The 23,064-nt window shown below is 60.9% G+C and carries 23 protein-coding genes and 1 riboswitch; of the genes, 12 read left to right on the top strand and 11 right to left on the bottom strand.

What is annotated here, in order from left to right:
* Positions 1-75: 75 nt before the first annotated feature.
* From N1937_RS11760 to maiA, 5 genes are all read left to right on the top strand, one after another.
* Positions 76-816: a response regulator gene (locus N1937_RS11760; RefSeq protein ID WP_260058878.1), complete on the top strand. Its 741-nt coding sequence runs from the start codon at positions 76-78 to the stop codon at positions 814-816.
* Entirely contained in the window at positions 813-2,135 is a 1,323-nt protein-coding gene (locus tag N1937_RS11755; protein WP_260058877.1) for a sensor histidine kinase, read from the top strand. The genes N1937_RS11760 and N1937_RS11755 overlap by 4 nt, the downstream gene beginning before the upstream one ends.
* 190 nt (positions 2,136-2,325) lie before the next feature.
* On the top strand, positions 2,326-2,742 hold the full coding sequence (locus tag N1937_RS11750; protein ID WP_260058876.1) for an organic hydroperoxide resistance protein: 417 nt from the start codon (positions 2,326-2,328) through the stop codon (positions 2,740-2,742).
* A gap of 66 nt (positions 2,743-2,808) precedes the next feature.
* On the top strand, positions 2,809-2,970 hold the full coding sequence (locus N1937_RS11745; RefSeq protein ID WP_260058875.1) for a hypothetical protein: 162 nt from the start codon (positions 2,809-2,811) through the stop codon (positions 2,968-2,970).
* Positions 2,971-2,989: 19 nt separating this feature from the next.
* The gene (maiA, locus tag N1937_RS11740) at positions 2,990-3,625 is read left to right on the top strand and encodes a maleylacetoacetate isomerase (protein WP_260058874.1); all 636 of its coding nucleotides are present in this window, start codon (positions 2,990-2,992) and stop codon (positions 3,623-3,625) included.
* 90 nt (positions 3,626-3,715) lie between these two features.
* Here the strand turns inward: maiA and N1937_RS11735 are convergent, their stop codons facing one another.
* The gene (locus N1937_RS11735) at positions 3,716-4,705 is read right to left on the bottom strand and encodes an aldo/keto reductase (protein WP_260058873.1); all 990 of its coding nucleotides are present in this window, start codon (positions 4,703-4,705) and stop codon (positions 3,716-3,718) included.
* 14 nt (positions 4,706-4,719) lie between these two features.
* Positions 4,720-5,115 (bottom strand): (R)-mandelonitrile lyase, encoded by a 396-nt coding sequence (locus N1937_RS11730; RefSeq protein WP_162117730.1) that lies wholly within the window; start codon positions 5,113-5,115, stop codon positions 4,720-4,722.
* Positions 5,116-5,235: 120 nt separating this feature from the next.
* Here N1937_RS11730 and N1937_RS11725 point away from each other — a divergent pair, with 120 nt between their 5' ends.
* The 3 genes from N1937_RS11725 (at position 5,236) to N1937_RS11715 (ending at position 9,891) form a co-directional block, all read left to right on the top strand.
* On the top strand, positions 5,236-6,129 hold the full coding sequence (locus N1937_RS11725) for a LysR family transcriptional regulator (RefSeq protein ID WP_162117731.1): 894 nt from the start codon (positions 5,236-5,238) through the stop codon (positions 6,127-6,129).
* Between the two features lie 107 nt (positions 6,130-6,236).
* The gene (locus N1937_RS11720) at positions 6,237-7,748 is read left to right on the top strand and encodes an ATPase domain-containing protein (protein WP_017964592.1); all 1,512 of its coding nucleotides are present in this window, start codon (positions 6,237-6,239) and stop codon (positions 7,746-7,748) included.
* Complete coding sequence (locus N1937_RS11715; protein WP_260058941.1) at positions 7,723-9,891, top strand: hybrid sensor histidine kinase/response regulator; 2,169 nt, start codon at positions 7,723-7,725, stop codon at positions 9,889-9,891. Before N1937_RS11720 ends, N1937_RS11715 begins: the two co-directional genes overlap by 26 nt.
* Here N1937_RS11715 and mobB read toward each other — a convergent pair.
* Genes mobB through N1937_RS11700 form a run of 3 tightly spaced genes read right to left on the bottom strand, consistent with a single transcriptional unit; the run spans position 9,823 to position 11,904 of the window.
* Entirely contained in the window at positions 9,823-10,344 is a 522-nt protein-coding gene (mobB, locus tag N1937_RS11710; protein WP_017964590.1) for a molybdopterin-guanine dinucleotide biosynthesis protein B, read from the bottom strand. The two genes, N1937_RS11715 and mobB, sit on opposite strands and share 69 nt — an antisense overlap.
* Positions 10,341-10,970: a molybdenum cofactor guanylyltransferase MobA gene (mobA, locus tag N1937_RS11705; protein WP_260058872.1), complete on the bottom strand. Its 630-nt coding sequence runs from the start codon at positions 10,968-10,970 to the stop codon at positions 10,341-10,343. The genes mobB and mobA overlap by 4 nt, the downstream gene beginning before the upstream one ends.
* A 25-nt stretch (positions 10,971-10,995) precedes the next feature.
* Complete coding sequence (locus N1937_RS11700) at positions 10,996-11,904, bottom strand: DMT family transporter (RefSeq protein WP_222294610.1); 909 nt, start codon at positions 11,902-11,904, stop codon at positions 10,996-10,998.
* 338 nt (positions 11,905-12,242) lie between these two features.
* Between N1937_RS11700 and N1937_RS11695 the strand changes: the two genes are divergently transcribed.
* Positions 12,243-13,010, top strand: coding sequence for an SDR family oxidoreductase (locus N1937_RS11695; protein WP_222279331.1), 768 nt, complete (start codon positions 12,243-12,245; stop codon positions 13,008-13,010).
* Between the two features lie 240 nt (positions 13,011-13,250).
* Positions 13,251-14,237 (top strand): IS110 family transposase, encoded by a 987-nt coding sequence (locus N1937_RS11690; protein WP_222281449.1) that lies wholly within the window; start codon positions 13,251-13,253, stop codon positions 14,235-14,237.
* A 323-nt stretch (positions 14,238-14,560) separates the two neighbouring features.
* Here the strand turns inward: N1937_RS11690 and ribB are convergent, their stop codons facing one another.
* From ribB to N1937_RS11660, 6 genes are all read right to left on the bottom strand, one after another.
* Positions 14,561-15,196 (bottom strand): 3,4-dihydroxy-2-butanone-4-phosphate synthase, encoded by a 636-nt coding sequence (ribB, locus tag N1937_RS11685; RefSeq protein WP_222279332.1) that lies wholly within the window; start codon positions 15,194-15,196, stop codon positions 14,561-14,563.
* A gap of 126 nt (positions 15,197-15,322) precedes the next feature.
* Positions 15,323-15,473: riboswitch (FMN riboswitch) on the bottom strand.
* 192 nt (positions 15,474-15,665) lie between these two features.
* Positions 15,666-16,448 (bottom strand): glucose 1-dehydrogenase, encoded by a 783-nt coding sequence (locus N1937_RS11680; RefSeq protein ID WP_017964585.1) that lies wholly within the window; start codon positions 16,446-16,448, stop codon positions 15,666-15,668.
* A 254-nt stretch (positions 16,449-16,702) separates the two neighbouring features.
* Complete coding sequence (locus N1937_RS11675) at positions 16,703-17,491, bottom strand: SDR family oxidoreductase (protein ID WP_162117737.1); 789 nt, start codon at positions 17,489-17,491, stop codon at positions 16,703-16,705.
* 22 nt (positions 17,492-17,513) lie between these two features.
* The gene (locus N1937_RS11670) at positions 17,514-18,992 is read right to left on the bottom strand and encodes a sugar ABC transporter ATP-binding protein (protein WP_017964583.1); all 1,479 of its coding nucleotides are present in this window, start codon (positions 18,990-18,992) and stop codon (positions 17,514-17,516) included.
* Between the two features lie 29 nt (positions 18,993-19,021).
* Positions 19,022-19,951, bottom strand: a complete 930-nt coding sequence (locus tag N1937_RS11665) for a sugar ABC transporter substrate-binding protein (protein WP_017964582.1) — start codon at positions 19,949-19,951, stop codon at positions 19,022-19,024.
* 117 nt (positions 19,952-20,068) lie between these two features.
* The gene (locus tag N1937_RS11660) at positions 20,069-21,049 is read right to left on the bottom strand and encodes an ABC transporter permease (protein ID WP_017964581.1); all 981 of its coding nucleotides are present in this window, start codon (positions 21,047-21,049) and stop codon (positions 20,069-20,071) included.
* Positions 21,050-21,258: 209 nt separating this feature from the next.
* Here N1937_RS11660 and N1937_RS11655 point away from each other — a divergent pair, with 209 nt between their 5' ends.
* Both N1937_RS11655 and N1937_RS11650 read left to right on the top strand, forming a co-directional pair.
* Positions 21,259-22,068: a transketolase gene (locus tag N1937_RS11655; RefSeq protein WP_222294608.1), complete on the top strand. Its 810-nt coding sequence runs from the start codon at positions 21,259-21,261 to the stop codon at positions 22,066-22,068.
* Positions 22,068-23,024, top strand: coding sequence for a transketolase family protein (locus tag N1937_RS11650; protein WP_222294607.1), 957 nt, complete (start codon positions 22,068-22,070; stop codon positions 23,022-23,024). Before N1937_RS11655 ends, N1937_RS11650 begins: the two co-directional genes overlap by 1 nt.
* Positions 23,025-23,064: the final 40 nt, after the last annotated feature.

The following is a 23,064-nucleotide window of genomic DNA, read 5'->3' as shown; positions in this document are numbered from 1 at the left end:
TAGCTCGCGTCTGTCGCTTCGGCCGGGAACGAAGCGACCGGCGCGGCCGCTTCTATCATTGGGGAATAGGGAAATATGGATCATGTCGATCATATCCTGATCGTCGATGACGATCGCGAAATCCGCGAGCTGGTATCGGGCTATCTTGAGAAGAACGGGTTGCGCACCAGCGTTGCCGCGGACGGGCGGCAGATGCGCAGTTTTCTCGAAGCCAATGCCGTTGACCTGATCGTGCTCGATGTGATGATGCCCGGTGACGACGGGCTGGTGCTCTGCCGTGAACTGCGCGCCGGCCGGCACAAGGCGATCCCGATCCTGATGCTAACGGCTCGCACCGATGAGATGGATAGGATCCTCGGGCTGGAAATGGGCGCCGACGACTATCTTCCCAAGCCCTTTGCTGCGCGTGAGCTTCTTGCCCGCATCAAAGCGGTGCTGCGGCGGACGCGGATGCTGCCGCCCAACCTGCAGATCAGCGAGGCCGGACAGTTGCTAACTTTCGGTGCCTGGCAGCTCGATACGGTCGCTCGGCATCTCCTCGACAGGGACGGGACGGCGATTGCGCTCAGCGGCGCCGAATACCGTCTGCTTCGCGTCTTCATCGATCATCCGCAGCGAGTGCTCAATCGCGACCAGCTTCTGAGCCTGACGCAGGGCCGTGACGCCGATCTCTTCGATCGATCGATCGATCTCCTAGTCAGCCGCCTTCGTCAGCGGCTGGGCGACGATGCGCGTGAACCGACCTATATCAAGACGGTGCGCAGCGAAGGTTATGTGTTTTCGATTCCGGTCGAAATATCGGAGCCGCGCCGATGAAGGCGGCAATCCCATTGCGTTCGGGCCTGACGTGGCCGAGCACACTGCGGTCGCGGATCTTCCTGATCCTGCTGATCGGACTTGCCTTGGCCTACGGTCTGTCCTTCAGTGTGCTCTATATGGAGCGGTACATGTCGGCCAAGGCGGTGATGCTCGGCACGCTGGAAAACGACGTGGCAACATCGATCGCCGTTCTCGATCGGCTTCCTCCCGCGGAACGCGGCGACCTGCTCGACCGGCTGAGCCGCGGCAATTATCGTTTCGTGCTCGGACCCGGCCTTCCCGGCGTGCCTGACACATCAAGCAAAGGGGCTGAGATCTCAGGAAAGATCGAGGAGGCTATCGGGCATCGCTTTCCGATCCGTATCGAACGGATTCCAGGCGATGTGAACCGATTGCAGGCGCATCTGACGCTGAGCGACGGAAGCCCTTTGACAATCGACGTCACACCGCAGGGCGTCATGCCGATCGCCGCGTGGCTGCCTTATGTCTTCGTCGTCCAGATGGTGCTGCTCATCCTCTGTACCTGGTTTGCGGTTCGCCAGGCGATCCGGCCGCTTGGCGAACTTGCCGCCGCCGCCGATGCGCTTGACCCGAACAAGGACGGTCCGGCTTTGAGCGAGGCGGGGCCGAGGGAGGTCGCGCATGCGGCCAGGGCGTTCAATGCGATGCGTGAGAGGATCGCTCATTATCTCGAAGAGCGCGTCCAGATCCTGGCGGCCATCTCGCATGACCTCCAGACGCCGATCACCCGCATGCGGCTGCGCGCCGACATGGCAGAGGATTCGCCTGACAAAGACAAGCTAGTGCATGATCTCGGCGAGATCCAGCGCCTCGTTCAGGACGGCATTGCCTATGCGCGCAGCGCGCACGGCAATGGCGAGAAGAGCGCCCGCATCGATCTCGCCTCCTTCATCGACAGCATAGCCTACGACTACCAGGATACCGGAAAGGCCGTCACTGTCGTCGGCCTGGTTCAGGGCGCCGCCATTACCAAGCCGCATGCTCTTCGCCGGATCCTGTCGAACTTCATCGACAATGCGCTGAAGTTTGCCGGTGCTGCCGAGATCAGCGTCGAGCGCAGCGCCGAGAACGATATCGTCATCACGATTATGGACCGTGGGCCCGGAATCCCCGACGACATGCTCGAGGCCGCCATGCAGCCATTCTTCCGGCTGGAGCAATCCCGCAACCGGGAGACCGGTGGCACCGGTCTCGGTCTTGCGATCGCCCAGCAGCTGACGGCCAAGATCGGTGGGTCGCTCCGGCTCTATAATCGTGCCGGCGGCGGTCTGGCGGCGGAAGTCACCATTCGTTGACGTCGGCGGTCACCGCAAAAATCGAGATGTTTGTATGCAAGGATGTCTTCGATATCGGATGCTACGTTTTGTGACATTTCGGGCGATTTCGGAAACATGGCGGATATATCCGTCGGTCAAACCACACTCTGTCAATCCGGCCGCGCACCGCGGCCAGTCGCGTGCAGCGACGCAACACGAGGAGTGTTCCATGACGAAGATCGACAAGGTTCTCTATACCGGCAAGACCCACACGACGGGCGGGCGCGACGGCGCGTCGCATAGCGACGACGGCCAGCTTGATATCAAGCTTTCGCCTCCGGGCAGCAACCGTGCCGGCACCAATCCCGAACAGCTTTTCGCCGCCGGCTGGTCTGCCTGCTTCATCGGCGCGATCGGCATTGCTGCGGCTAAGCAGAAGATCAGGCTTCCCGCAGATCTTGGCGTCGATACCGAGGTCGATCTCGGGGCGACCGACGGCGACTATTTCCTGCAGGCTCGCCTCAAGGTCAGCCTGCCGGGCATCGAAGCGGATCTGGCAAGGGCGCTTGTGGATGAAGCGCACCGCACCTGCCCCTATTCGAAAGCAACCCGCGGCAATATCAATGTCGAATTGAGCATTGCCTGACTGATGGGATCGATCGCCAAAGGAAACATGACGAGGCCGGTCGGGCCTCGTCGATGGAGGAACTAAATGAGACTGATGAACATCTGCATTCTGGGGGCGACGATTTTCGCAGCGCCCTGCATCTACGATGTAAGCTCACAGGAGCCGTCGCCGCTTGCCGGCCTCGTGACGGCGGCATCCGCAGCTTCATCCTCAGGAGAGCGGCCGCCGCTCCAGCTGCTCTTTTAGATCACCCGGGAGAAAGACAGTGAAACTCTATCAGAACGAAATTTCCTCGGCGACATCCCGAGTCCGCGTCGCGCTCGCCCTGAAAGGACTGACGGCCGAAGCGCTGCCGGTCACCATTCTCGGCGAAGATTCCGAGAGCCGGCAGGCCGGATATCGCAGTGTCAATCCGCAGGGACTCGTGCCAGCCTTGCTGACGGATAGCGGCGTTCTCCTCACCCAGTCACTGGCGATCGTCGAATATCTCGATGAGCTTCAGCCTAGACCGCCATTGCTGCCTGATACAGCGGAAGATAGGGCGCTGGCGCGGTCGATCGCGCTTGCGATCACAGCCGAAATCCATGCGTTGTTGCCGCCACGCATCGGCCTGCATCTTCGCGCCACGTTCCAGGCTGATGCCGATGCCATCATCGCCTGGGATCGTCATTGGGTGGGCGAGGGAATGGCGGCTGTCGAGACGATGATCGCCGGCCGCAGGCAAGGGATCTTCGCCGTCGGCGATCGCCCGAGCATTGCCGATATCTTTCTGTTCCCGCAGTCGATCGGCGCCCGTCGCCTCGGCTTCGATCTCACCCGATGGCCCAATATCGCCGAGATTGTCACCAAGCTGGAGGCGATACCGGCTTTTCGGGATAATGCGCCGGCACCGAGACGATGATGCAATCGATGAAGAAGCGGCCGCAGGTGACTGTGGCCGCTCGCTTCTCTTGTTCGGATGAGAAGTCGCCTTGACGCCCGTTGGCCGCTTTTAGCGGTCGACCCTTGCCTGCAGATGCGCGGGATAACGATCGCCTTCCACCTTGATCGTGGCGAGCGCGCTTTCGATGCTGGCGAGATCCTCTGCCGTCAGTTCCACCTCAGCGGCCTGGATGTTCTCCTCGAGGCGATGCAGCTTGGTGGTGCCGGGGATCGGCACGATCCAGGGCTTCTGCGCCAGCAGCCATGCCAGAGCCACCTGGGCCGAGGTGGCCTTCTTGCGCGCGGCAATCTCCGCGAGAAGATCGACGAGCACCTGGTTGGCCTTTCGCGCCTCCTGAGAAAAGCGCGGCACGACGTTGCGGAAATCCTTGCTGTCGAAGGTGGTCGTCTCGCTGATCGCGCCGGTGAGGAAGCCCTTGCCAAGCGGGCTGAAGGGCACGAAACCGATGCCGAGTTCTTCAAGCGTCGGCAGGATCTCCTGCTCGGGCTCGCGCCACCACAGCGAATATTCGCTCTGCAACGCCACCACCGGCTGGACGGCATGGGCGCGGCGGATCGTCCGGGCGCCTGCTTCCGAGAGGCCGAAATGCCTGACCTTGCCTTCAGCGATCAGTGCCTTGACCGTGCCGGCGACATCCTCGATCGGAACATCGGGGTCGACTCGATGCTGGTAGAAGAGATCGATGACATCGGTCTTCAAACGCTTCAACGCCTGGTCGGCCACCGTCCGGATCTGCTCCGGCCGGCTGTTCATGCCGCTCTGGCCGCCATTGGCATCGAAGTTGAAACCGAATTTCGTAGCGATCACCACCTCCTCGCGGAAGGGCGCGAGCGCTTCTCCCAGAAGCTCCTCGTTCTTATAAGGGCCATAGGCCTCGGCCGTGTCGAAGAAGGTCACGCCGCGTTCAAACGCCCGCCGGATCAGTGCTGTCGCTTCCTGAATATCCGTCGCCGGGCCATAACCATAACTCAGCCCCATGCAGCCGAGACCGATGGCCGAGACTTTCAGTCCGCTCTTTCCAAGTTCACGCTTCTGCATAGACGTTTCCCTTGCTAACCTTGGTATTGCGTGTCGGTGACATGCTCCATCCAGTCGACAACCTTGCCGTCGAGCTGCTCCTGGATGGCGATATGGGTCATTGCCGTCGTCGGCGATGCGCCGTGCCAATGGCGTTCACCCGGTGCGAACGAGACGACGTCGCCGGCGCGGATTTCCTCGACGGGGCCGCCTTCGCGCTGAACACGGCCGCAGCCGGATGTGACGATCAGCGTCTGGCCGAGCGGATGAGTATGCCAGGCGGTACGGGCGCCGGGCTCGAAGGTGACGCTGGCGCCAGCCGCGCGTGCCGGGCTGGTAGCCGCAAACAGCGGATCGACACGCACACTGCCAGTAAACCATTCCGCTGGCCCCTTGGCCGAAGGCTGCGAACCGCTTCGTTTGATATCCATCTTAGTCTTCCTTTCAATGTCGGGGCAGACATGTCCACTCAAGTAGCAAGGTATCTAGCGCGTGCGCCTGGTCGCGATTAGATGGTATAAACGGCAAGAACCCATGAGAAAGTTTCATCAATGCCGCGCCCCGTCGTCAATGACCTCATCGCCTTCCTCGCCATCGCGCGCGCTCAAAGCTTCACCAAAGCGGCGGGCAAGCTCGGTGTGTCGCAATCGGCACTCAGCCACACCATCCGCGGGCTCGAGGAGCGGCTTGGATTGCGATTGCTGACACGCACGACGCGCAGCGTCGCGCCGACGGAGGCCGGCGAACGCCTGCTCCTCTCCATCGGTCCGCGGCTCGACGAGATCGAGAGCGAGCTGGCTGCCTTGAGCGCGTTGCGGGAGAAACCGGCAGGCACCATTCGCATCAATGCCGGAGAGCATGCGGCGGATGCCGTCCTCTGGCCTGCCTTGGAAAAGCTGTTGCCCGATTATCCTGATGTCAATGTCGAGATCATTGTCGACTACGGTCTGACCGACATCGTCGCGGAGCGCTACGATGCAGGGGTGCGGCTTGGAGAACAGGTGGCGAAGGACATGATTGCGGTGCGTATCGGCCCTGACATGCGCATGGCCGTGGTCGGCGCTCCGGCCTATTTCGACACCAGGCCAAAGCCGATGACGCCGCAGGACCTCACGGATCACAATTGCATCAATCTGCGTCTGCCGACCTATGGCAGCGTTTATGCCTGGGAGTTCGAGAAGGACGGGCGCGAACTCAGGGTTCGCGTCGAAGGGCAATTGGTTTTCAACAATATAGCGCTGCGGCTGAATGCAGTACTGGCAGGCATCGGGCTCGCCTACATGCCGGAGGACTTGGTTGCGGCACATATTGCCGACGGGCAGCTGGTGCGTGTCCTCGAAGATTGGTGCCCCCCGTTTTCCGGCTATCATCTCTACTATCCGAGCCGCAGACATACGTCGCCGGCATTCGCCCTCGTCGTCGATGCGCTTCGATATCGGGGTTAGATCGCCGATCCCAGCCCCGGATCAGCACGTCGGGATCATACGCGCTTGACTATTTGACATTCCGTCGGTCGCCACTAATTCCCGGTATAAACCGAAGGAAACAATGAATGAATACTGCGATACCTGCCATGAAAGCCCGGACTGGAGTGTCCGGTTTGGACACAATTCTGGCAGGGGGCCTTTCGCCAGGGCACGTGTTTCTCCTGGAGGGAAATCCGGGGGCGGGCAAGACAACGATTGCGCTGCAGTTCCTGATCGAGGGTGCGCGGCTTGGCGAGCAGGGGCTCTACGTCACCCTTTCCGAAACCGAGAGTGAACTCCGCGCCGGTGCCGCATCGCACGGCATGGTGATCGACGGCAATATCGAGGTCTTCGAGGTCGTGCCTCCGGAAAGCCTGCTGGATGCCGACCAGCAGCAGAGCCTGCTTTATTCATCAGACCTAGAACTCGGAGAGACGACAAAGGAGATCTTTGCCGCTTTCGAGCGGATTAAGCCAAGTCGCGTGGTTCTCGACAGCCTGTCGGAGATAAGGCTTCTAGCTCAAAGCTCGCTGCGCTACCGCCGCCAGATCCTTGCGCTCAAACACTACTTTGCCCGGCAGGGGGCGACAGTCCTTTTGCTCGATGATCTGACGTCCGACGTGCTTGATAAAACTGTGCATAGCGTCGTTCACGGAGTCATCCATCTTGAGGAGATGGCGCCGAGCTATGGCGCTGAGCGCCGCCGCCTCAGGATCACGAAATACCGTGGGCAAGCCTTCCGCGGCGGTTTCCACGATTTCACCATTCAAACTGGCGGCGTCGTTGTCTTTCCACGTCTCGTCGCCGCCGAACATCGGTCGAGTTATGTCCGCGACGAGTTATCCTCAAATATTCCGGAACTGGACCTCCTATTAGGCGGTGGGTTGGAGAGAGGTTCCAGTACGCTTATCCTCGGTCCATCCGGTACCGGTAAGAGTACTTTCTCATTCCAATTCTTGGTCGCGGCTGTTGCGCGTGGCGAGAGAGCGGCGGCCTTCATCTTCGACGAAGAGCTTGGCCTGCTTTTTACGCGGCTCAAGGCGCTCGGAATCGATCTCGAGACGCTCAGGAGCAGCGGTCTAATTCACATTGAACAGCTCGACGCCGCTGAACTGTCACCAGGTGAATTCGCGCATCGCGTGCGCGAGTGCGTGGACGAGTCGAATGCTAAGACCGTCATTATCGATAGCATCAACGGCTATCAAGCATCCATGCCGGATGAAAATTCGCTGATCCTTCACATGCATGAGTTGCTTCAATATTTGAACAGGCAAGGCGCCAATACCTTCCTTACCGTTGCACAGCATGGGCTTGTCGGCGACATGAAGGCGCCTGTCGACGTGACCTATCTTGCGGACACAGTCATACTGCTGCGCTACTTCGAGGCTGCGGGGAAGGTGCGGCGAGCGGTCTCGGTGATCAAGAAGAGAACTGGGCTGCATGAGGATACAATCCGAGAGTATCGTATCAACAGTTCCGGGTTGACGTTCGGGGATCCTCTGGTCGGGTTCCAAGGTGTGCTTCGCGGCGTTCCCGAATTTGTTACCGGCGCAGAGCCACTCCTATCGACTGATGGCGGGGGTCGCGGCAATTCCTAACTCCGTAAAGCCGAAAGCATTGATCTATGCTCCCGCCGGACGCGATGCCCAGGTGGCGGTATCGCTAATCGAAGAAGCCGGCCTATCATCGATTGCGGCTGCCGACCTGAATGTCTTTGCCTCTTCACTGAAAGATGACATCGCACTTGGCGTGCTGACCGAAGAGGCCGTTCGCTGGAGCGATTTGAAGCCGATTGCCGCCTGGGTCTCCGCCCAGCCAAGCTGGTCGGATCTGCCATTCATCGTGCTTACCACGCGCGGCGGCGGGCCTGAACGAAATCCGGCCGCTGCCAGGCTTTCCGAGGTTCTCGGCAATGTCACCTTCCTGGAAAGGCCGTTCCATGCGACCTCCTTCATCAGTATTGCGCGGACCGCATTAAAAGGGCGCCTGCGCCAATATGAGGCTCGAGCTCAGCTCGAGGCTTTGGCCGAGGGCGAGCGACGGCTGCAGACGGCGCTTGCAGCCGGTCGTCTTGGGGCGTGGGAGCTGGAGCTATCCTCGATGGCCTTATCAGCCTCGGCCACCTGCAAAGCGGTTTTCGGCCGCAGTCCGGATGAGGACGTCACACGCGACGACCTCATCGCAAGCATCCACCCCGACGACCGGGATCTTGTGCTGGAACGCCTGCGCCGGACGATTGATACTGGACGTGACTATTCGATCGAGCACAGGACGATCTGGCCGGATGGATCGCTGCATTGGACCGAGGTCCATGCGCAGCTCTATTCCGACAGATATGGTTCCGCCAGGAAACTCGTCGGGGTCTGCTCCGATACTACCGCCCGTAAGACCATCGAGGAAAATCTAAGACGGCTCAATGAAAACCTCGAAGAGCGTGTGCGGGAACGGACCAAAGAAGTTAACGCCGCTCACCAAACGCTGCTCGAGGAAGTCGCCCAGCGTGAAAGGGCCGAGGAGCAGCTTCGCCAATCGCAAAAGATGGAGGCGATCGGCCAGTTGACCGGCGGCGTTGCCCACGATTTCAACAATCTGCTAATGGTCGTTCTTGGAAATCTGGAGCTGCTCGGCAAGCATGTTGCCGGAGATGCCAAGGCGACGCGTCTGGTCGATGGGGCGCTTCAGGGGGCGCGGCGCGGGGCGGCGTTGACGCAACGGCTGCTGGCTTTTGCCAGACAGCAGGATCTGCAGGTCAAGCCCGTCGATCTGACCGAGCTGGTCTCCGGCATGAAAGACCTGCTGCGGCGCTCGGTTGGATCCTCGATCAGCATCGAAATCAATGTGCCGACAAGCCTGCCGCCGGCACTGGTCGATGCGAACCAGCTCGAATTGGCGCTGCTCAACCTGGCGGTCAATGCACGCGATGCGATGCCGGACGGAGGGACGCTGTCCATCTCGCTGCGCCAGGAAAATGTTGCCGGCGATAAGGGTGATCTCGGCGAGGGCCCCTATCTTGTTTTGGCGGTGGCCGACTGCGGCACCGGCATGGACGCGGAGACCCTGAAGAAGGCCGTCGATCCGTTCTTCTCGACCAAGGAACTCGGAAAGGGCACGGGCCTGGGCTTATCGATGATCCATGGACTTGCCGTTCAGCTCAATGGCGCACTTCGTCTGACAAGCGAGCTTGGGGTGGGAACGACTGCGGAATTGTGGCTTCCGGCGACGGCCTGGCGAACAGAGGTGCTGGCCGAGTCGGAGGTGACTGTTGAGCAAGCCGCATCCAGACTGAAGATCCTCTTGGTCGATGACGACGCCTTGATCGCCATGAGTTCGGTCGACATGCTTGAAGATCTCGGCCACGAGGTCGTCGAAGCAAATTCCGGCTCGCAGGCACTGGACCTGATCAGCAGCGGTCAGCATTTCGACCTTGTCATCTCTGACTATTCGATGCCTGGTATGACCGGCGCGCAGCTTGCCCAGGCCGCGCGGGACATTTATCCGGCGTTGCCGATCGTGCTGGCGACAGGTTACGCCGATCTTCCCTCTGGCACCGATATCGATCTACCGAGATTGGCAAAGCCCTATAATCAGGCTCAGCTCGCCAAGGAAATCGCCAAGGCGATGGCACGCGAAACGGCTCCGCTTCCTAGATCCGGCGGCGGCGACGCAGGTGGTTCAAAGCCTCGCCTGTCCAAGGCCAACGATGTCAGTGATGAAATCGGCGATGGCGCCTGTGTCGTCTAGATCGAAGACCGGCAGGGCCGTATCGATTACGGCATGATCGGCGGCGATGGCGCAGATATGGGGATCGCTCGGCGCCAGCGGTTCGCGATTGGCGGCCTCCAGGCGGCGGGCCTCGATCTTCGGGATCGGCTCACGCTTGTAGCCTTCGATCAGCACGAGGTCGCAGGGGGCGAGGCGGGCAAGGATCTCCTCGAACTGAGGTTCAGGCGCGCCGCGCAGCTCGTGCATGATGGCGTAGCGGGTGCCGGAGACGATGGCGACCTCGTGGGCGCCGGCCTGGCGGTGGCGGTAGCTGTCGGCCCCGACCTTGTCGATGTCGAAATCATGATGGGCGTGCTTGATCGTCGAGATCCTGTAGCCGCGGCGGGTGAACTCCGTCACCAGCCGGACGGCGAGACCCGTCTTGCCCGAGTTCTTCCAGCCGGCGATGCCGAAGATTTTCGGTGCGGTCATCCGCGAAGGGCCTCCAGCCAGCGTTCCGCCTCGACGAGATCGTCAGGCGTGTTGATGTTGAAGAAGGGATCGAGCAGGCTGGCACGAGTCGGATGCAGCGGGAACGCCACGTCCGTTACGTCATGCCGTAACAGGAAGTCACGCACACGCCGCTTCTCGTCGCTGGCGATCCAGGCTTCGAGATCGGCGGCCAGCGTCACTGGCCAGAGCCCGAAGACGGGATGGCTTCGGCCCTCGGAGGCGGCGATGGCGATCTGCGACGAGTGCTCGACCGCTGCCGCCAGCCGGGCGACGAGATCGGCCGGGAAGAACGGGCAATCCACCGAGACGGTGACGACATGGGTGATCGAGGGCAGGCTGGCGGCATAGACCATGGCCGCATGGATGCCGGCCATCGGTCCGGCCTTGCCGCGAATATAGTCGGGAACGACAGGCACGTCCCCGGCGGCGGCATCGGCATTGACGGTAACGAGCAAGACCTGCTGCGAGAGCCGGGTCAACACATGGCGGAGCAGGCTCTCGGTCCCAAGCATCACGCCTGCCTTGTCGCGGCCCATGCGCTGCGAGCGGCCGCCGGCCAGCACGACGCCTGCTATGTGAGATTTATCCAACGAGAATTCAGCCATCATCCTTCCTCAGCCATCATCTGCTTCAGACGGGCGCGCGCGGCGCGGATTCCTGCGCGATCGGCGACACACGGCGCTTAGCTTCACGATAGAACGTATAGAGGCCGGAGGCGATGACGATCGCAGCCCCCACGAGCGTCCAGCTATCAGGCACTTCGGCGAAGAAGAGGAAGCCGAGCAGAGAGGAAAAGATTAGGCTGGTATAGCGGAATGGCGCGACGAAAGAGATTTCGCCGGTGCGCATGGCGAGTATGACCGACTGGTAGCCGACGAGCACCAGCACCGATGCGAGCACGAGATGCCCAAGGGCGCTAGCGCTGACCGGCTGCCAGCCGCCGAGCGCCGGAATGAGTAGCGCACCGAAAAAGGAGGCCGATATGGCGGTGATGACGGTTATCATCAGCGAGGGAATCTCCGGACTGATGCTCCGGGTGGCGAGATCGCGGCCGGCCGTCGTCAGCACCGCGGCGACGCAGAGGAGGGCGGCGGGGGTGAATCCATCAGGGCCGGGACGGATGATGATCATCACGCCGACGAGGCCGACGAGGATCGCCGACCAGCGCCGCCAACCGACCGGCTCGCCGAAGAAGAGCGCCGCCCCGAAGGTAACGACCAACGGCAGCGATTGCAGGATCGCCGAGGCATTGGCGATCGGCATCATGCCGAGCGCGGTGATATAGGTGACGGCGGAAAGCGTCTCGCAGATGATCCTGAAGATTATCATCGGCTGCAGCATGATGCGCCAGGAACGCAGCGCGCCCATTTTCCAGGCGATCAGATAGACAAGCAGGCTGGTGAAGAGGCCGCGCAGGAACATGATCTCGCCGGCGTTCATATAGGCGATCACCGATTTGGATAAAGCGTCGCTTGCGGAAAAGCCGGCCATCGCCAAGCTCATATAGATGGCGCCTTCAGTATTGCGTGACCGCGGCATGAAGAGATTCCCGTTACCTGTGCGCTCCTTTTAATCGCGAAGATGCATGGAGGGAATCGGATGAATGTCACACACAGCATAAATCGATGATGCGACGCACAATGGCACTGACGTCGACGCAGGCGCGTCGGTGGAGATCGCGGCAAATCACCGTTTGATAAGGTGAATTCCGATACTTCCAGCGCAGCGATCAAGGTTCAAACCTGACCCGCGGTGGCTGTCGCTCAGACCGACATCGTCGGTCGTAAGCGGTTTTTCTTTTCCTGCGCGGGAAACGGGTGGCTGCATCGCCTGATGTTTGAGATCTCTGGTGCCGCAACAACCCAGGAGAAACCGACATGACACTTCTGAACGGCAAGATCGCCATCATCACCGGCGCAAGCTCCGGCATCGGCCGCGCGGCGGCGAAACTCTTTGCCCGGGAAGGCGCGAAACTCGTGGTCAACGGCCGGCGGCAGGAAGCACTTAATGCCGTCATTGCCGAAATCGAGGCGGAAGGCGGGCAGGCCGTCGCCATATCAGGCGATGTCAGGGACGAGGCGCTGCAGGCAAGGCTTGTCGAGACGGCGGTCTCGCGCTTCGGCGGGCTCGATATCGCCTTCAACAATGCCGGCGTCATTGGCGAGATGGGGCCGGTGACAGGGCTTTCGCTGGAGGCATGGCGCGAGACGATCGAGACCAACCTCACCGCCGCCTTCCTCGGCGCCAAGCACCAGGCGGCGGCAATGGGAGCGCGCGGGGGATCGCTGATCTTCACCTCGACTTTCGTCGGCCACACCGCCGGCATGCCGGGCATGGCCGCTTATGCCGCCGGCAAGGCGGGGCTTATCGGCCTCGTGCAGGTGCTCGCCGCCGAACTCGGGAGGCAGAACATCCGCGTCAACGCACTGCTGCCAGGCGGCACCGACACACCCGCCAGCATCACCAACGCGCCGGACGCCACGCCGGAACTGCTCGCCTTCGTCGAGGGGCTGCATGCGCTGAAACGCATGGCCCAACCCGAAGAGATCGCCAATGCGGCGCTTTTCCTCGCCTCCGACATGTCGAGCTTCGTGACCGGCACGGCGATGCTGGCGGATGGCGGCGTTTCGATCAGCCGGACATAGGGCGGACGATCGGGGCCGTTCATTTGCATTCGCTTGCGCTCAACGCATTCGCGGCTTTGCCGCTCACCCCCTTGCATGTTCAAACTGCATCCGTTGATGATGGGTGCGACCCCTGGGGGATGGCCATCCCCCAGGGGTCGGACGGGCGGGACCGTAACCCCCTTGGCGTGAACCGGGGATGAGCCTGGTCCGCCCGTCCTTCGCGTTTGTCCTGAACAGATAGTGGGGAGCAGGTCCCGTATGCAAGGCAAGGTATCGTCCGAACGCACCGCGATGGCGACAGTTTATGTCGGCATCGATGTCTGTAAAGAGTGGCTGGACATTCATCTGCATCCTCTCGGCCGCAGTTTTCGGGTGACCAACGACACGGCCGGCCTGCGCCGCCTCAAGCGGGAGCTCGATGCGCTTGACCAGATGCCGCGCTCGGCGCTGCGTATCGTCATGGAAGCGACCGGCAAGTGGCATCGCGCCGTCCAGCGCTCGCTGCATGCCGATGGCTTTTACGTGTCGGTCGTCGACCCGCTGCGCGCCCGGCTGTTTGCCAAAGCCTGCGGCTTTCTCGCCAAGACCGATCGGCTCGATGCGCGGTTTCTGGCCATCATGGGAGAAGCCCTCAAGCCCGCACAGACCCCACCGCCGGACCAAGCGCTGGAAGCCCTGCAGGAACTGGTCAATGCCCGATCTGCCGCCAATGGCGAACGCACCGCCCTGTCCAACCGGATGAAGACGGCCGTGACCGCCTTCCTGCGCAAGGAACTGACGCGCCGGCTTGCCGCGCTCGACACCCATATCGCAAGACTGGACGCCGAGATCGAGCGCAGCATCTGCGCCGATCCCGAGATGCGCCGCCGCCTCGACATCCTCATCTCCATTCCCGGCATCGGAGCCGTCACCGCCGCAAGCCTGATCGCTGGCCTTTGCGAACTTGGCGCCTGCTCCGGCAAGCAGGCCGCCATGCTGACCGGCCTTGCGCCGATTGCCTGCGAAAGTGGCGAGCGGGCCGGACATCGCTCCATCAGGGGCGGACGCCCAGCACCCAGGAACGCCATCTACATGGCCGCCCTGTCCGCCTCCCGTCACAACCCGGACCTCGCACGCTTCGCCGCAAGGCTGAAGAAAGTCGGAAAACCCAATAAGGTCGTCCTCGTCGCCGTCATGAGAAAGCTCATCGTCCTGGCAAACACCCTCATCACCAAAAACCGCATCTGGACACCAAATCCACCTTGACACCAAACACAGATGCTCATCTGCCTGCCGGCATCTTCTCCCTGCTGGGGAGAAGGGGAGTCGTGGCAACGTCTTGCATTCTTGGGAGCCCAGTTGTGGAAATGACAGCCGTTCGGCTTGCTCCCGCTTCTCCCCGGTGGGGAGAAGATGCCCGTAGGGCAGATGAGGGGGGGTGAGGAGCAGTCGCGACGAACGCCTTGAGCACAAGCGAAAGGCAATGGCCTCAGCGGAGAATAACCCGGCGCACGCGTCCCATCCGTCGAGGCCCATTAGGCCCCTTCCGAATGAGGCGCTCTGCTGTTGGTGCCGCCTTGAGGCTACGATCAGGCGACTTCGCGTATGTCTTTTGCCGCCTGGCGTTCGAGATAGGCAACCAGATCCTCGATGGTGACGAGCAGGAGGTCATGGCGTTTGGCGAAAAGGGTGAGCTCGGGGAGGCGGGACATGGTTCCGTCGTCATTGGCGACTTCGCAGATGACGCCGGCCGGGGTCTTTCCGGCGAGGCGGGCGAGATCGACGGCAGCTTCGGTGTGGCCAGGGCGGCCGAGCACGCCGCGGGGATTAGCGCGCAGCGGAAAGATATGGCCGGGGCGGGCGAATTCGTCAGGCTTTGTGCGATCGTCGACGAGGGCGCGGACGGTGGCGGCGCGGTCGGCTGCCGAGATGCCGGTCGTTGTGCCCTTGAGATAGTCGACCGAGACCGTGAAGGCGGTTTTGTGCGATTCCGTGTTGTTGGGCACCATCAGCGGTATATCGAGTGCATCGAGACGCTCGCCTTCCATGGCGATGCAGACGAGGCCGCGGGCGTGGGTCATCATGAAGGCGATTGTTTCCGAGGTGACGGCATCGGCGGCGACCACGATATCGCCTTCGTTTTCCCGGTTCTGGTCATCGACGACGACGACCATCTTGCCGCTGGCAATGGCTGATATGGCATCTTCAATTCTTGCGATAGTCATGCTGTCTGGCCTTTCAAGGGTTATGTCAGCGGGCTGACATGATCTGCTCGGCTCAATCCGTGAGCGAGCCTTCTGCCCTTGGGCGAACAAACGTCAGCCGACTCCGGGATGGAGTGCGACTGCCCGTGTTGTCCTCTTCCATCCGGACTATACCGTCGGCTCCGGCATCTCACCGGATCTGCTGACCTTCCGGCAGGAGGTGCCGGAAGCGCTCGCGGGCTCCAGGATTGCTCCTGATACCGCCGGTGGGGAATTACACCCCGCCCTGAGAACATTTCAAAGATAGAATCAAAAACAGGCGGATGGCAAGGTCACTCGACGGGGCAAAAATGCAAAGCTGCCATGACGCCGATGGACACACTGTTCACATGGAGGCGACGACCGGGTCGCCTTCCGCGCTTCGTTGGTGGTTTGATGTTTGTTTCAGGTCGTTGTCTCAAAGCCGCTGCGCACTTTTGGGCGACCTGCGTCAGGACATGATCAGGCCGCCGTCGACATTGATCGTCTGGCCGGTGATATAGGCGGCGTCCTCGCTGGCGAGGAAGGTCACCAGGCCGGCGACGTCTTCGCCAGAGCCGGCCCGTTTCATCGGGATGCCTTCGACCCATTCCTTCATCAGCTCGCCGGGGGCGTAGTTGCCGAGCAGCTTGCCCCAGGCCTGGTCGTTATAGGCCCACATGTCGGTCTCGATGATCCCGGGGCAGAAGGCGTTGACGGTGATCTTCTCGGTCGCGACTTCCTTGGCCAGGCTCTGGGTAATGCCGACGACGCCCATTTTCGAGGCGGCATAATGCGGCGTGTAGATGAAGCCGTCGCGGGCCTGGCCGGAAGCGGTGTTGATGATGCGGCCGCCGCGCTTGTGCTTGCGCATCCTTGATATCGCCTCCTGGGCGCAGAGGAAGACGCCCTTGGTGTTGACGGCCATGACCTTGTCCCATTCGTTTTCGGTCAGGTCCTCGACGCGGGCAATAGTGATGACGCCGGCATTCTGGATCGAGACGTCGACCGAGCCGAATTCCTTTTCGGCGGTATCGTAGAGGGCGGTGACGCTCGCCTTGTCGGTGACGTCGCCGATGAAGGAGACCGCCTTGCCGCCTTCGGCCCGGATCTGTTCGGCGACGCCGTGAACCAGGTCCTCGTTGGCCGAGACGACGAGATTGGCGCCCTCGCGTGCAAATCGTCTAGCGATGGCGGCGCCGATGCCGCGGCTACCCCCGGTAATGACGACGGTCTTCTGCTCAAAGCGTTTCATGCTCTTTCCTTGTCCATCGATAAACAGAAAATCTGGGTGCGATCTATCATGCGATCATTGTTGGAGCTCAACTGATCCTCGGGAATTCGGACCGCCGATGACGACCCGAGCCCTCCTTCCGTTCGATCAGCGCGAAGGGCGGGCAGACCGCGATATCGCACGCCGTCGTGCCCGTTAGTCCCTTCAGCGCCTCGATCTCAGCCAGGGAGGAAGCGAGACCGGTCACTTTCCAGCGGCGGTAATGAGCTTTCTCATCACCAGCAGCAGAAACCGCCGTCGACGAGAAGATCGACGCCGGTCACGAAACTTGCCGCATTCGACAGCAGGAACACAGCCGGACCGACCATCTCGTCGACTGTTGCCATGCGCTGCATCGGCGTCTGCTCTTCGAAGAGCTTGGTCTGGTGGACCATCTCCGGGCGGGTGTTCATGGGCGTTGCCGTGTATCCGGGGGAGATGGTGTTGACGCGAATGCCGCGGTCGACCCATTCCATCGCCATAGACTTCGACATATGGATCACGCCCGCCTTGGAGGCGTTGTAGTGCGCTTGGTTCAGCCCCCGGTTTACGATCACACCCGACATGGAGGCGATGTTGACGATGGAGCCGCGTCCATTCTTCAGCATGGCGCGGGCCTCGGCCTGGCAGGAAAGAAAGATGCCTTTGAGGTTGATATCCATCAACGTCTGATATTGGTCCTCCTCCATCTCTTCCGCCGGGTTCGCGTTAGCGATGCCTGCAGCGTTGACTGCAAGCGTCAGCGCGCCGAGATCCGCTTCGGTCCGTGCCACGGCCTCTCCAAGGGAAGACTTGCTCGTGACATCCGCCGCGATCTGGATCGAGCGGCGGCCGGCGGCGCGAATATGTTCAGCCGTCTTGACCAGTCCGTCGTCGGTTCTGCGGTCGAGCAGCGCCACGTCGGCGCCGCATTGCGCAAGGCCGATGGCAATACGCTGACCAATGCCGCTGCCGGCTCCGGTAACGATGGCAACCTGGCCGCTGAGATCGAAAAGCTTCGGGGCGTTCAGAGTGATGTCGGACACCGCTCTTCCTTTCTCTGTCTGTTTAGATGGTCGCTAGCTCCATGACCGAAACGTCGTTTGCCTGGTCACGATTGAGAATCCCCGCCTGCTTGCCTTGCGCAAGCACGAGAATGCGATTGGAGACTCCAAGAACCTCTTCGAGGTCAGAGCTTACGACGATGACCGCCACGCCCTGTTTGGCAAGATTGACGATGATGTCGTAGATGCCCGCTCGGGCGCCGACGTCGATGCCCCTCGTCGGCTCGTCGAGCACAACGACCTTGGGATCGCGCATGAGCCACTTCGCGATCACGACCTTCTGCTGGTTGCCGCCGGACAGGTCCGAGGCGTGCTGTTCAGCACGGCCCTTTACGCCGAACTTGGCAACTGCCTTTTCTGCAAAGGAGCGCTTGACGCGCGGCGTGATCCAACCGCCGCCGAGTTTGTCGAGATTGGCATAGACAATGTTCTCGCTGATCCGGTGCCCGACGATCAGGCCCTGCTCCTTGCGGTCTTCCGGAACCATCACGATACCCTTGGCGATCGCGTCCGCTGGATCGCGCAGCCTGAGTTCCTCGCCTTCCAGCTTGATCGAACCAGCACTGATTGGATCTGCTCCCGAAATCGCACGCACCAGTTCGGTGCGGCCGGCACCGACCAATCCGGCGATGCCCAGAATTTCCCCGGCCCGGACCTCGAAGGTAACGTCACGGAACGAGTTGTCCGGCGAGCTCAGCCCGGACACCTGGAGTACCGGGCGATTTGTCGGAACCGGAAGGGTAGGGAACAAGCGGTCAAGCGGGCGCCCGACCATGCTCTCGACAATCGTTCGCACCGGGGTGGCGCTGTCGGAGAATTCCTGCACCCGCTCGCCGTCACGAAGAACGACGATCCGGTCGGTTATCTGCTTGATCTCTTCCATGCGGTGGGAAATATAGACGATGCCGACGCCTTCTGAGCGAAGCTTCCGAACCTGTTCGAAGAGAGCTTCCGTCTCCGCTCCGCCAAGGGCGGCTGTCGGCTCATCGAGGATCAGGAGTTTTGCGTTGAGAGCCAGCGCCTTGGCGATCTCGATGAGTTGCTGATTCGCCGTGGAAAGGCCGGCGACCGTCCGCGTTGCAGGAATGCGAAGGTTCAAGCGAGCGAGCTGGTCCTGGGCCCGGCGAACCATCTGGGCGCGGTCGACGACGCCGTTCTTCATCGGCCAGCGTCCGATGAAGACGTTTTCCGCGATCGACAGCTGCGGCAGTAGCTGCAGTTCCTGATGTATCAGGACAACGCCCTTGTCGATGGCTTCCCTTGGAGTGGCCGGGGCATAAGGCTGCCCCAGCCATGTCATTGATCCTTCGGAGGGCGAGCGTGACCCGGCAATAATGCCCGACAACGTCGACTTGCCCGCTCCGTTTTCACCGAGAAGTGCAACCACTTCGCCGGGGTAAACGTCCAAGCTGACATCCTTCAGAACCTGGAGTGGCCCATACCATTTGGATATGCCCCTCAGGGAAAGAACGGGATCAGTCATTGGCACACCTCCTCAAGACCTCGACTTCATTACGGATGGCTGGCGATGAAGCCTGCGACGTTTTCCTTGGTTGTCAGCGTGGCGTCCATAAGCTGCACCGGCGGTACTTTTTCTCCGGCGACAAGCTTGGCGGCATTTTCGACCGCATCGCGGCCCATCTTCTGCGTCTGCTGTGTCGCCGTTACGTTGAAGACGCCCTTGCTCAGCGCTTCGAGAGCCGCGGTGTCGCCATCGAAGCCGCCGACCACGATCTTCTGCGACGGATTGGCGACCTTGATCGCCTGCGCGGCGCCGAGGGCGAGGCCGTCGGCCTGTGCGAACACGATGGAAACGTCCGGATTTGCCTGCAGCATATTCTGCATGATCTGGAAGCCTTCGTCCTGGCTCCAGATGTTGGAGAACTGTTCGGCGACAACCTTGACGTCCGGATATGCCTTGAGAGATTCAGCGCAGCCCTTCGAACGATCGACTTCCGGCGTCGTGCCCTTCTGGCCGTGGATGATGACCATCTTCCCCTTGCCGCCGGCTTCCTTCAGGATGTAGTCGCAGACGGCCTTGGCAGACGCGACGGAATCCGTTGCAAGGAAGGTATCGCCGGGTGCTCCCTCGGCGTTCCGGTCGACGTTCACGACCGGGATGCCGGCGCTCTTCGCAAGCTTGACCGGAACGGTCGCAGCCGCCGCACCTGCCGGAATATAGATCAGCGCGTCGATTTTCTGGGTCAGAAGATCCTGGATCTGGTTGACCTGCGTCGGTCCGTCGCCCTTCGCGTCGACCGTGATGACTTCGATGCCGCGCTTCTTGGCCTCGGCTTCGACCGATTGCTTGATCTGGTTGAAGAAGTTTGCCTGAAGGTTGGCAACGGCCAAGCCGAGCTTCTTCAGTTCCGCCGCATGTACGGGGCCGAGCATGAGGCCGAGCAGTGCAGCGGACGCGAGCATGGTGCGCGCTATTTTCATTGTATTTTCCTCCGTTGTTTGATGGAACCCTCGGGTATGTCCTCCCCCTCGGGGTATTGATCCGCCCCAAATTTTGGGGCGGAATTCCGGGTCTGCCAACGCGGCGGACCCCGCTCGTCAGGCGCGACGCCGACGAATAGTCTCTGCGCCGACCGCGAGCACGATGACGATGCCGATGATCACCTGCTGCAGGAACGGCGAGACGTTGAGAAGGTTGAGACCGTTGCGAAGCACACCGATGATAAGAACGCCGATCAGCGTTCCACCGATGCCGCCCGCGCCGCCGGAGAGCGAAGTCCCGCCGATGACGACCGCAGCGATGGTGTCCAGTTCATAGCCCAGACCACTGGACGGCTGGACGGAATCCAGCCGTGCGGCGAGCACGATGCCTGCGAGCCCCGCAAGGACGGCACTAACGACATAGACGGCTATCGTCACGAGCGGGACGTTGATACCAGCCAGCCGCGCGACTTCGGCGTTTCCGCCCACCGCATAGAGCATGCGACCTTCGGACCGGAAGTGCAGGAAAAGCCACGCGGCAAGAACAACCGCAAGCATGAGGAATACCGTGGCAGTCATGATGCCGAAATGGCGATCGATGGCCAGCATCATGAACCAGTCGGGGAATCCGACGATCTGCTGACCGTCCGTGATCATGTTTGCAACGCCGCGAGCCGCGGACATCATCGCAAGAGTGGCAATAAAGGCTGGAACCCGGAACTGCGTCACCAGAAGTCCGACGATCAGGCCTGATACCGCTGAGGCGATGAGAGCAAAAGCGATCCCGACGGGCAGCGGTAGGCCGGCGACGTTGGCGGTCCAGCCCATGACCATCATCGCCAGCGCGAGTGCCGAGCCGACGGAAAGATCAATGCCGCCGATCAGGATGACGAACGTCATTCCTACCGCCATGATGCCGAGAACAGTGATCTGGTCGAGGATGTTGAGGCCGTTTCGAACCGAAAGAAACGTATCTGTGCTGAGGCTCAGAAAGACGCACAGTGCGAGCAGTCCGACGAGGGGGCCGGTAGCTCCCTTGAGCTTGCTCAGCCAGGCTCCGGACGAAAGCCTCTGTTCATTGATATCGAGCGCCACCATTGCTCCTCCCTATGCGTAGGCCTGTATCCGATATTTGCTCAGGGTAGAATAATTATTCATGCCTGCTGGAAAATTCATTAACAACTTGCCATTCAGCTGTCAATAAGCTTTCTTCGGGCATGTGCTCTCGGGAGCGTCTTAAGGGGCTTGACTAATCGGCTTGTTGTGCAAAAATATTGATGATTGAATATTTATGCACGGAGGAATTTATGGATCCGACAGAACTTGAGCGCATCGCCCGCCAGATCCGATTGCGCGATCTCCAGGCGGTCTTTGAAGCGGGCGCCGGCCATATTGGCGGCGAGATGTCGGTCATCGACATTTTGACGGCTCTCTATTTTCGTGTGCTGAATGTCTGGCCGGATCAGCCCAAACATCCCGACCGCGACAGGTTCGTTCTTTCTAAGGGGCATACGGCATGCGCGCTGTATGTAACGCTCGCAAAACGCGGCTTCATCCCGGAGGATGAGATTTCCACCTTCTTGAAGCCGCATTCGAGGCTGAACGGGCATCCAAATTGCAACAAGGTTCCTGGCGTCGAAACGAATACCGGGCCGCTCGGCCACGGTCTTCCGGTCGCAGTAGGAATGGCGATAGCCGCCAAGCTCTCAGGCGCGAAATATCACACCTATGTCGTCACCGGCGACGGTGAGATGCAGGAGGGCTCAAACTGGGAAGCGATCATGGCGGCAGCTCAGTTCAAGCTCGATAACTTGACGTTGATCATCGATCACAACAGGTTTCAGCAGGGCGCTGCACTGGCCGATACCAATGATCTCGCCCCGCTTCGTCCGAAGCTTGAAGCATTCGATTGGGAAGTCAGCGAAATCAACGGGAACAAAATGAGCGAAATCGTTCCGGCTCTCGAACACCGCGGGCCAAGACCGCATTGCATCGTCGCCCATACCAACAAGGGCCATGGAATATCGTTCATGCAGGACCGGGTCGACTGGCACCACAAGGTACCGAGCAAGGAACAATACGAAATTGCGTTGGCAGAATTGTCGGAGGCACTGTAATGAATGCGCCAATAAACCCACCCAGGCTCTACGATTGCCGCGACGCATTCGCTGCTGCGCTTGAGCGGCTGGCCGCCGAAAACGAAACCATCGTTGCCGTCTGCAACGACTCTGTGGGTTCCTCCAAGCTCGGCGGCTTCAAGGCGAAGTTTGCAGAGCGCCTCGTCAATGTCGGCATCGCAGAGCAGAACATGGTGGGGGTTGGCGCAGGCCTCGCCAATGGCGGACGTCTTCCATTTGTGTGCGCCGCTGCTCCGTTTCTCACGGGACGGTCGCTGGAGCAGATCAAGGCCGATATTTCGTATTCGAATGCCAACGTCAAGCTGGTCGGCATTTCTTCCGGAATGGCGTATGGCGAACTCGGACCGACCCATCACTCGATCGAAGACTTCGCTTGGACGCGGGTTCTGCCCAATCTTCCGGTCATTGCGCCTTGTGACCGCATCGAAACGGCTGCTGCGGTTGAGTGGGCCGCGGCTTACAACGGGCCCTGTTTCCTGCGTCTGTCTCGCGTTGGTGTACCGGATCTGCTTCCGGAGGGTCACAGGTTCGAACTCGGCAAGGCAAACCTCCTTCGCCAGGGCTCCGACGTCACCCTTATCGCCAATGGCACTTTGACTCATCGCATCTTGAAGGCTGCCGAAATCCTCGCAGACCGCGGCATCAACGCCAGGGTGCTCAATCTTGCAACGGTTCGTCCGATCGACGAGGAGGCTATCATAGCAGCGGCGAAGGAAACCGGAGCGATCGTCACAGCCGAAGAGCATACGATCTTTGGCGGGCTGGGTTCCGCGGTAGCCGAAGTGGTGGTCGACAATGCTCCGGTCCCGATGAAACGTCTCGGAGTTCCCGGGGTCTATGCCCCGACCGGTTCGGCAGAGTTTCTGCTCGACGAATTCGGAATGGCGCCGTCCGCAATCGCCGACGCCGCGCAGTCGTTGATCAGGCGCAAGTAAAATCGCGCGACTTTTGTTCTTATGCAATTCCGGACGGAAA

The sequence above is a fragment of the Rhizobium sp. WSM4643 genome (genome assembly GCF_025152745.1).
In the GTDB taxonomy this organism is placed as follows: Bacteria; Pseudomonadota; Alphaproteobacteria; order Rhizobiales; family Rhizobiaceae; genus Rhizobium; species Rhizobium leguminosarum_I.
Note: the sequence above shows the minus strand (reverse complement) of the source record. Positions and strands in the feature narration are given on the sequence as shown.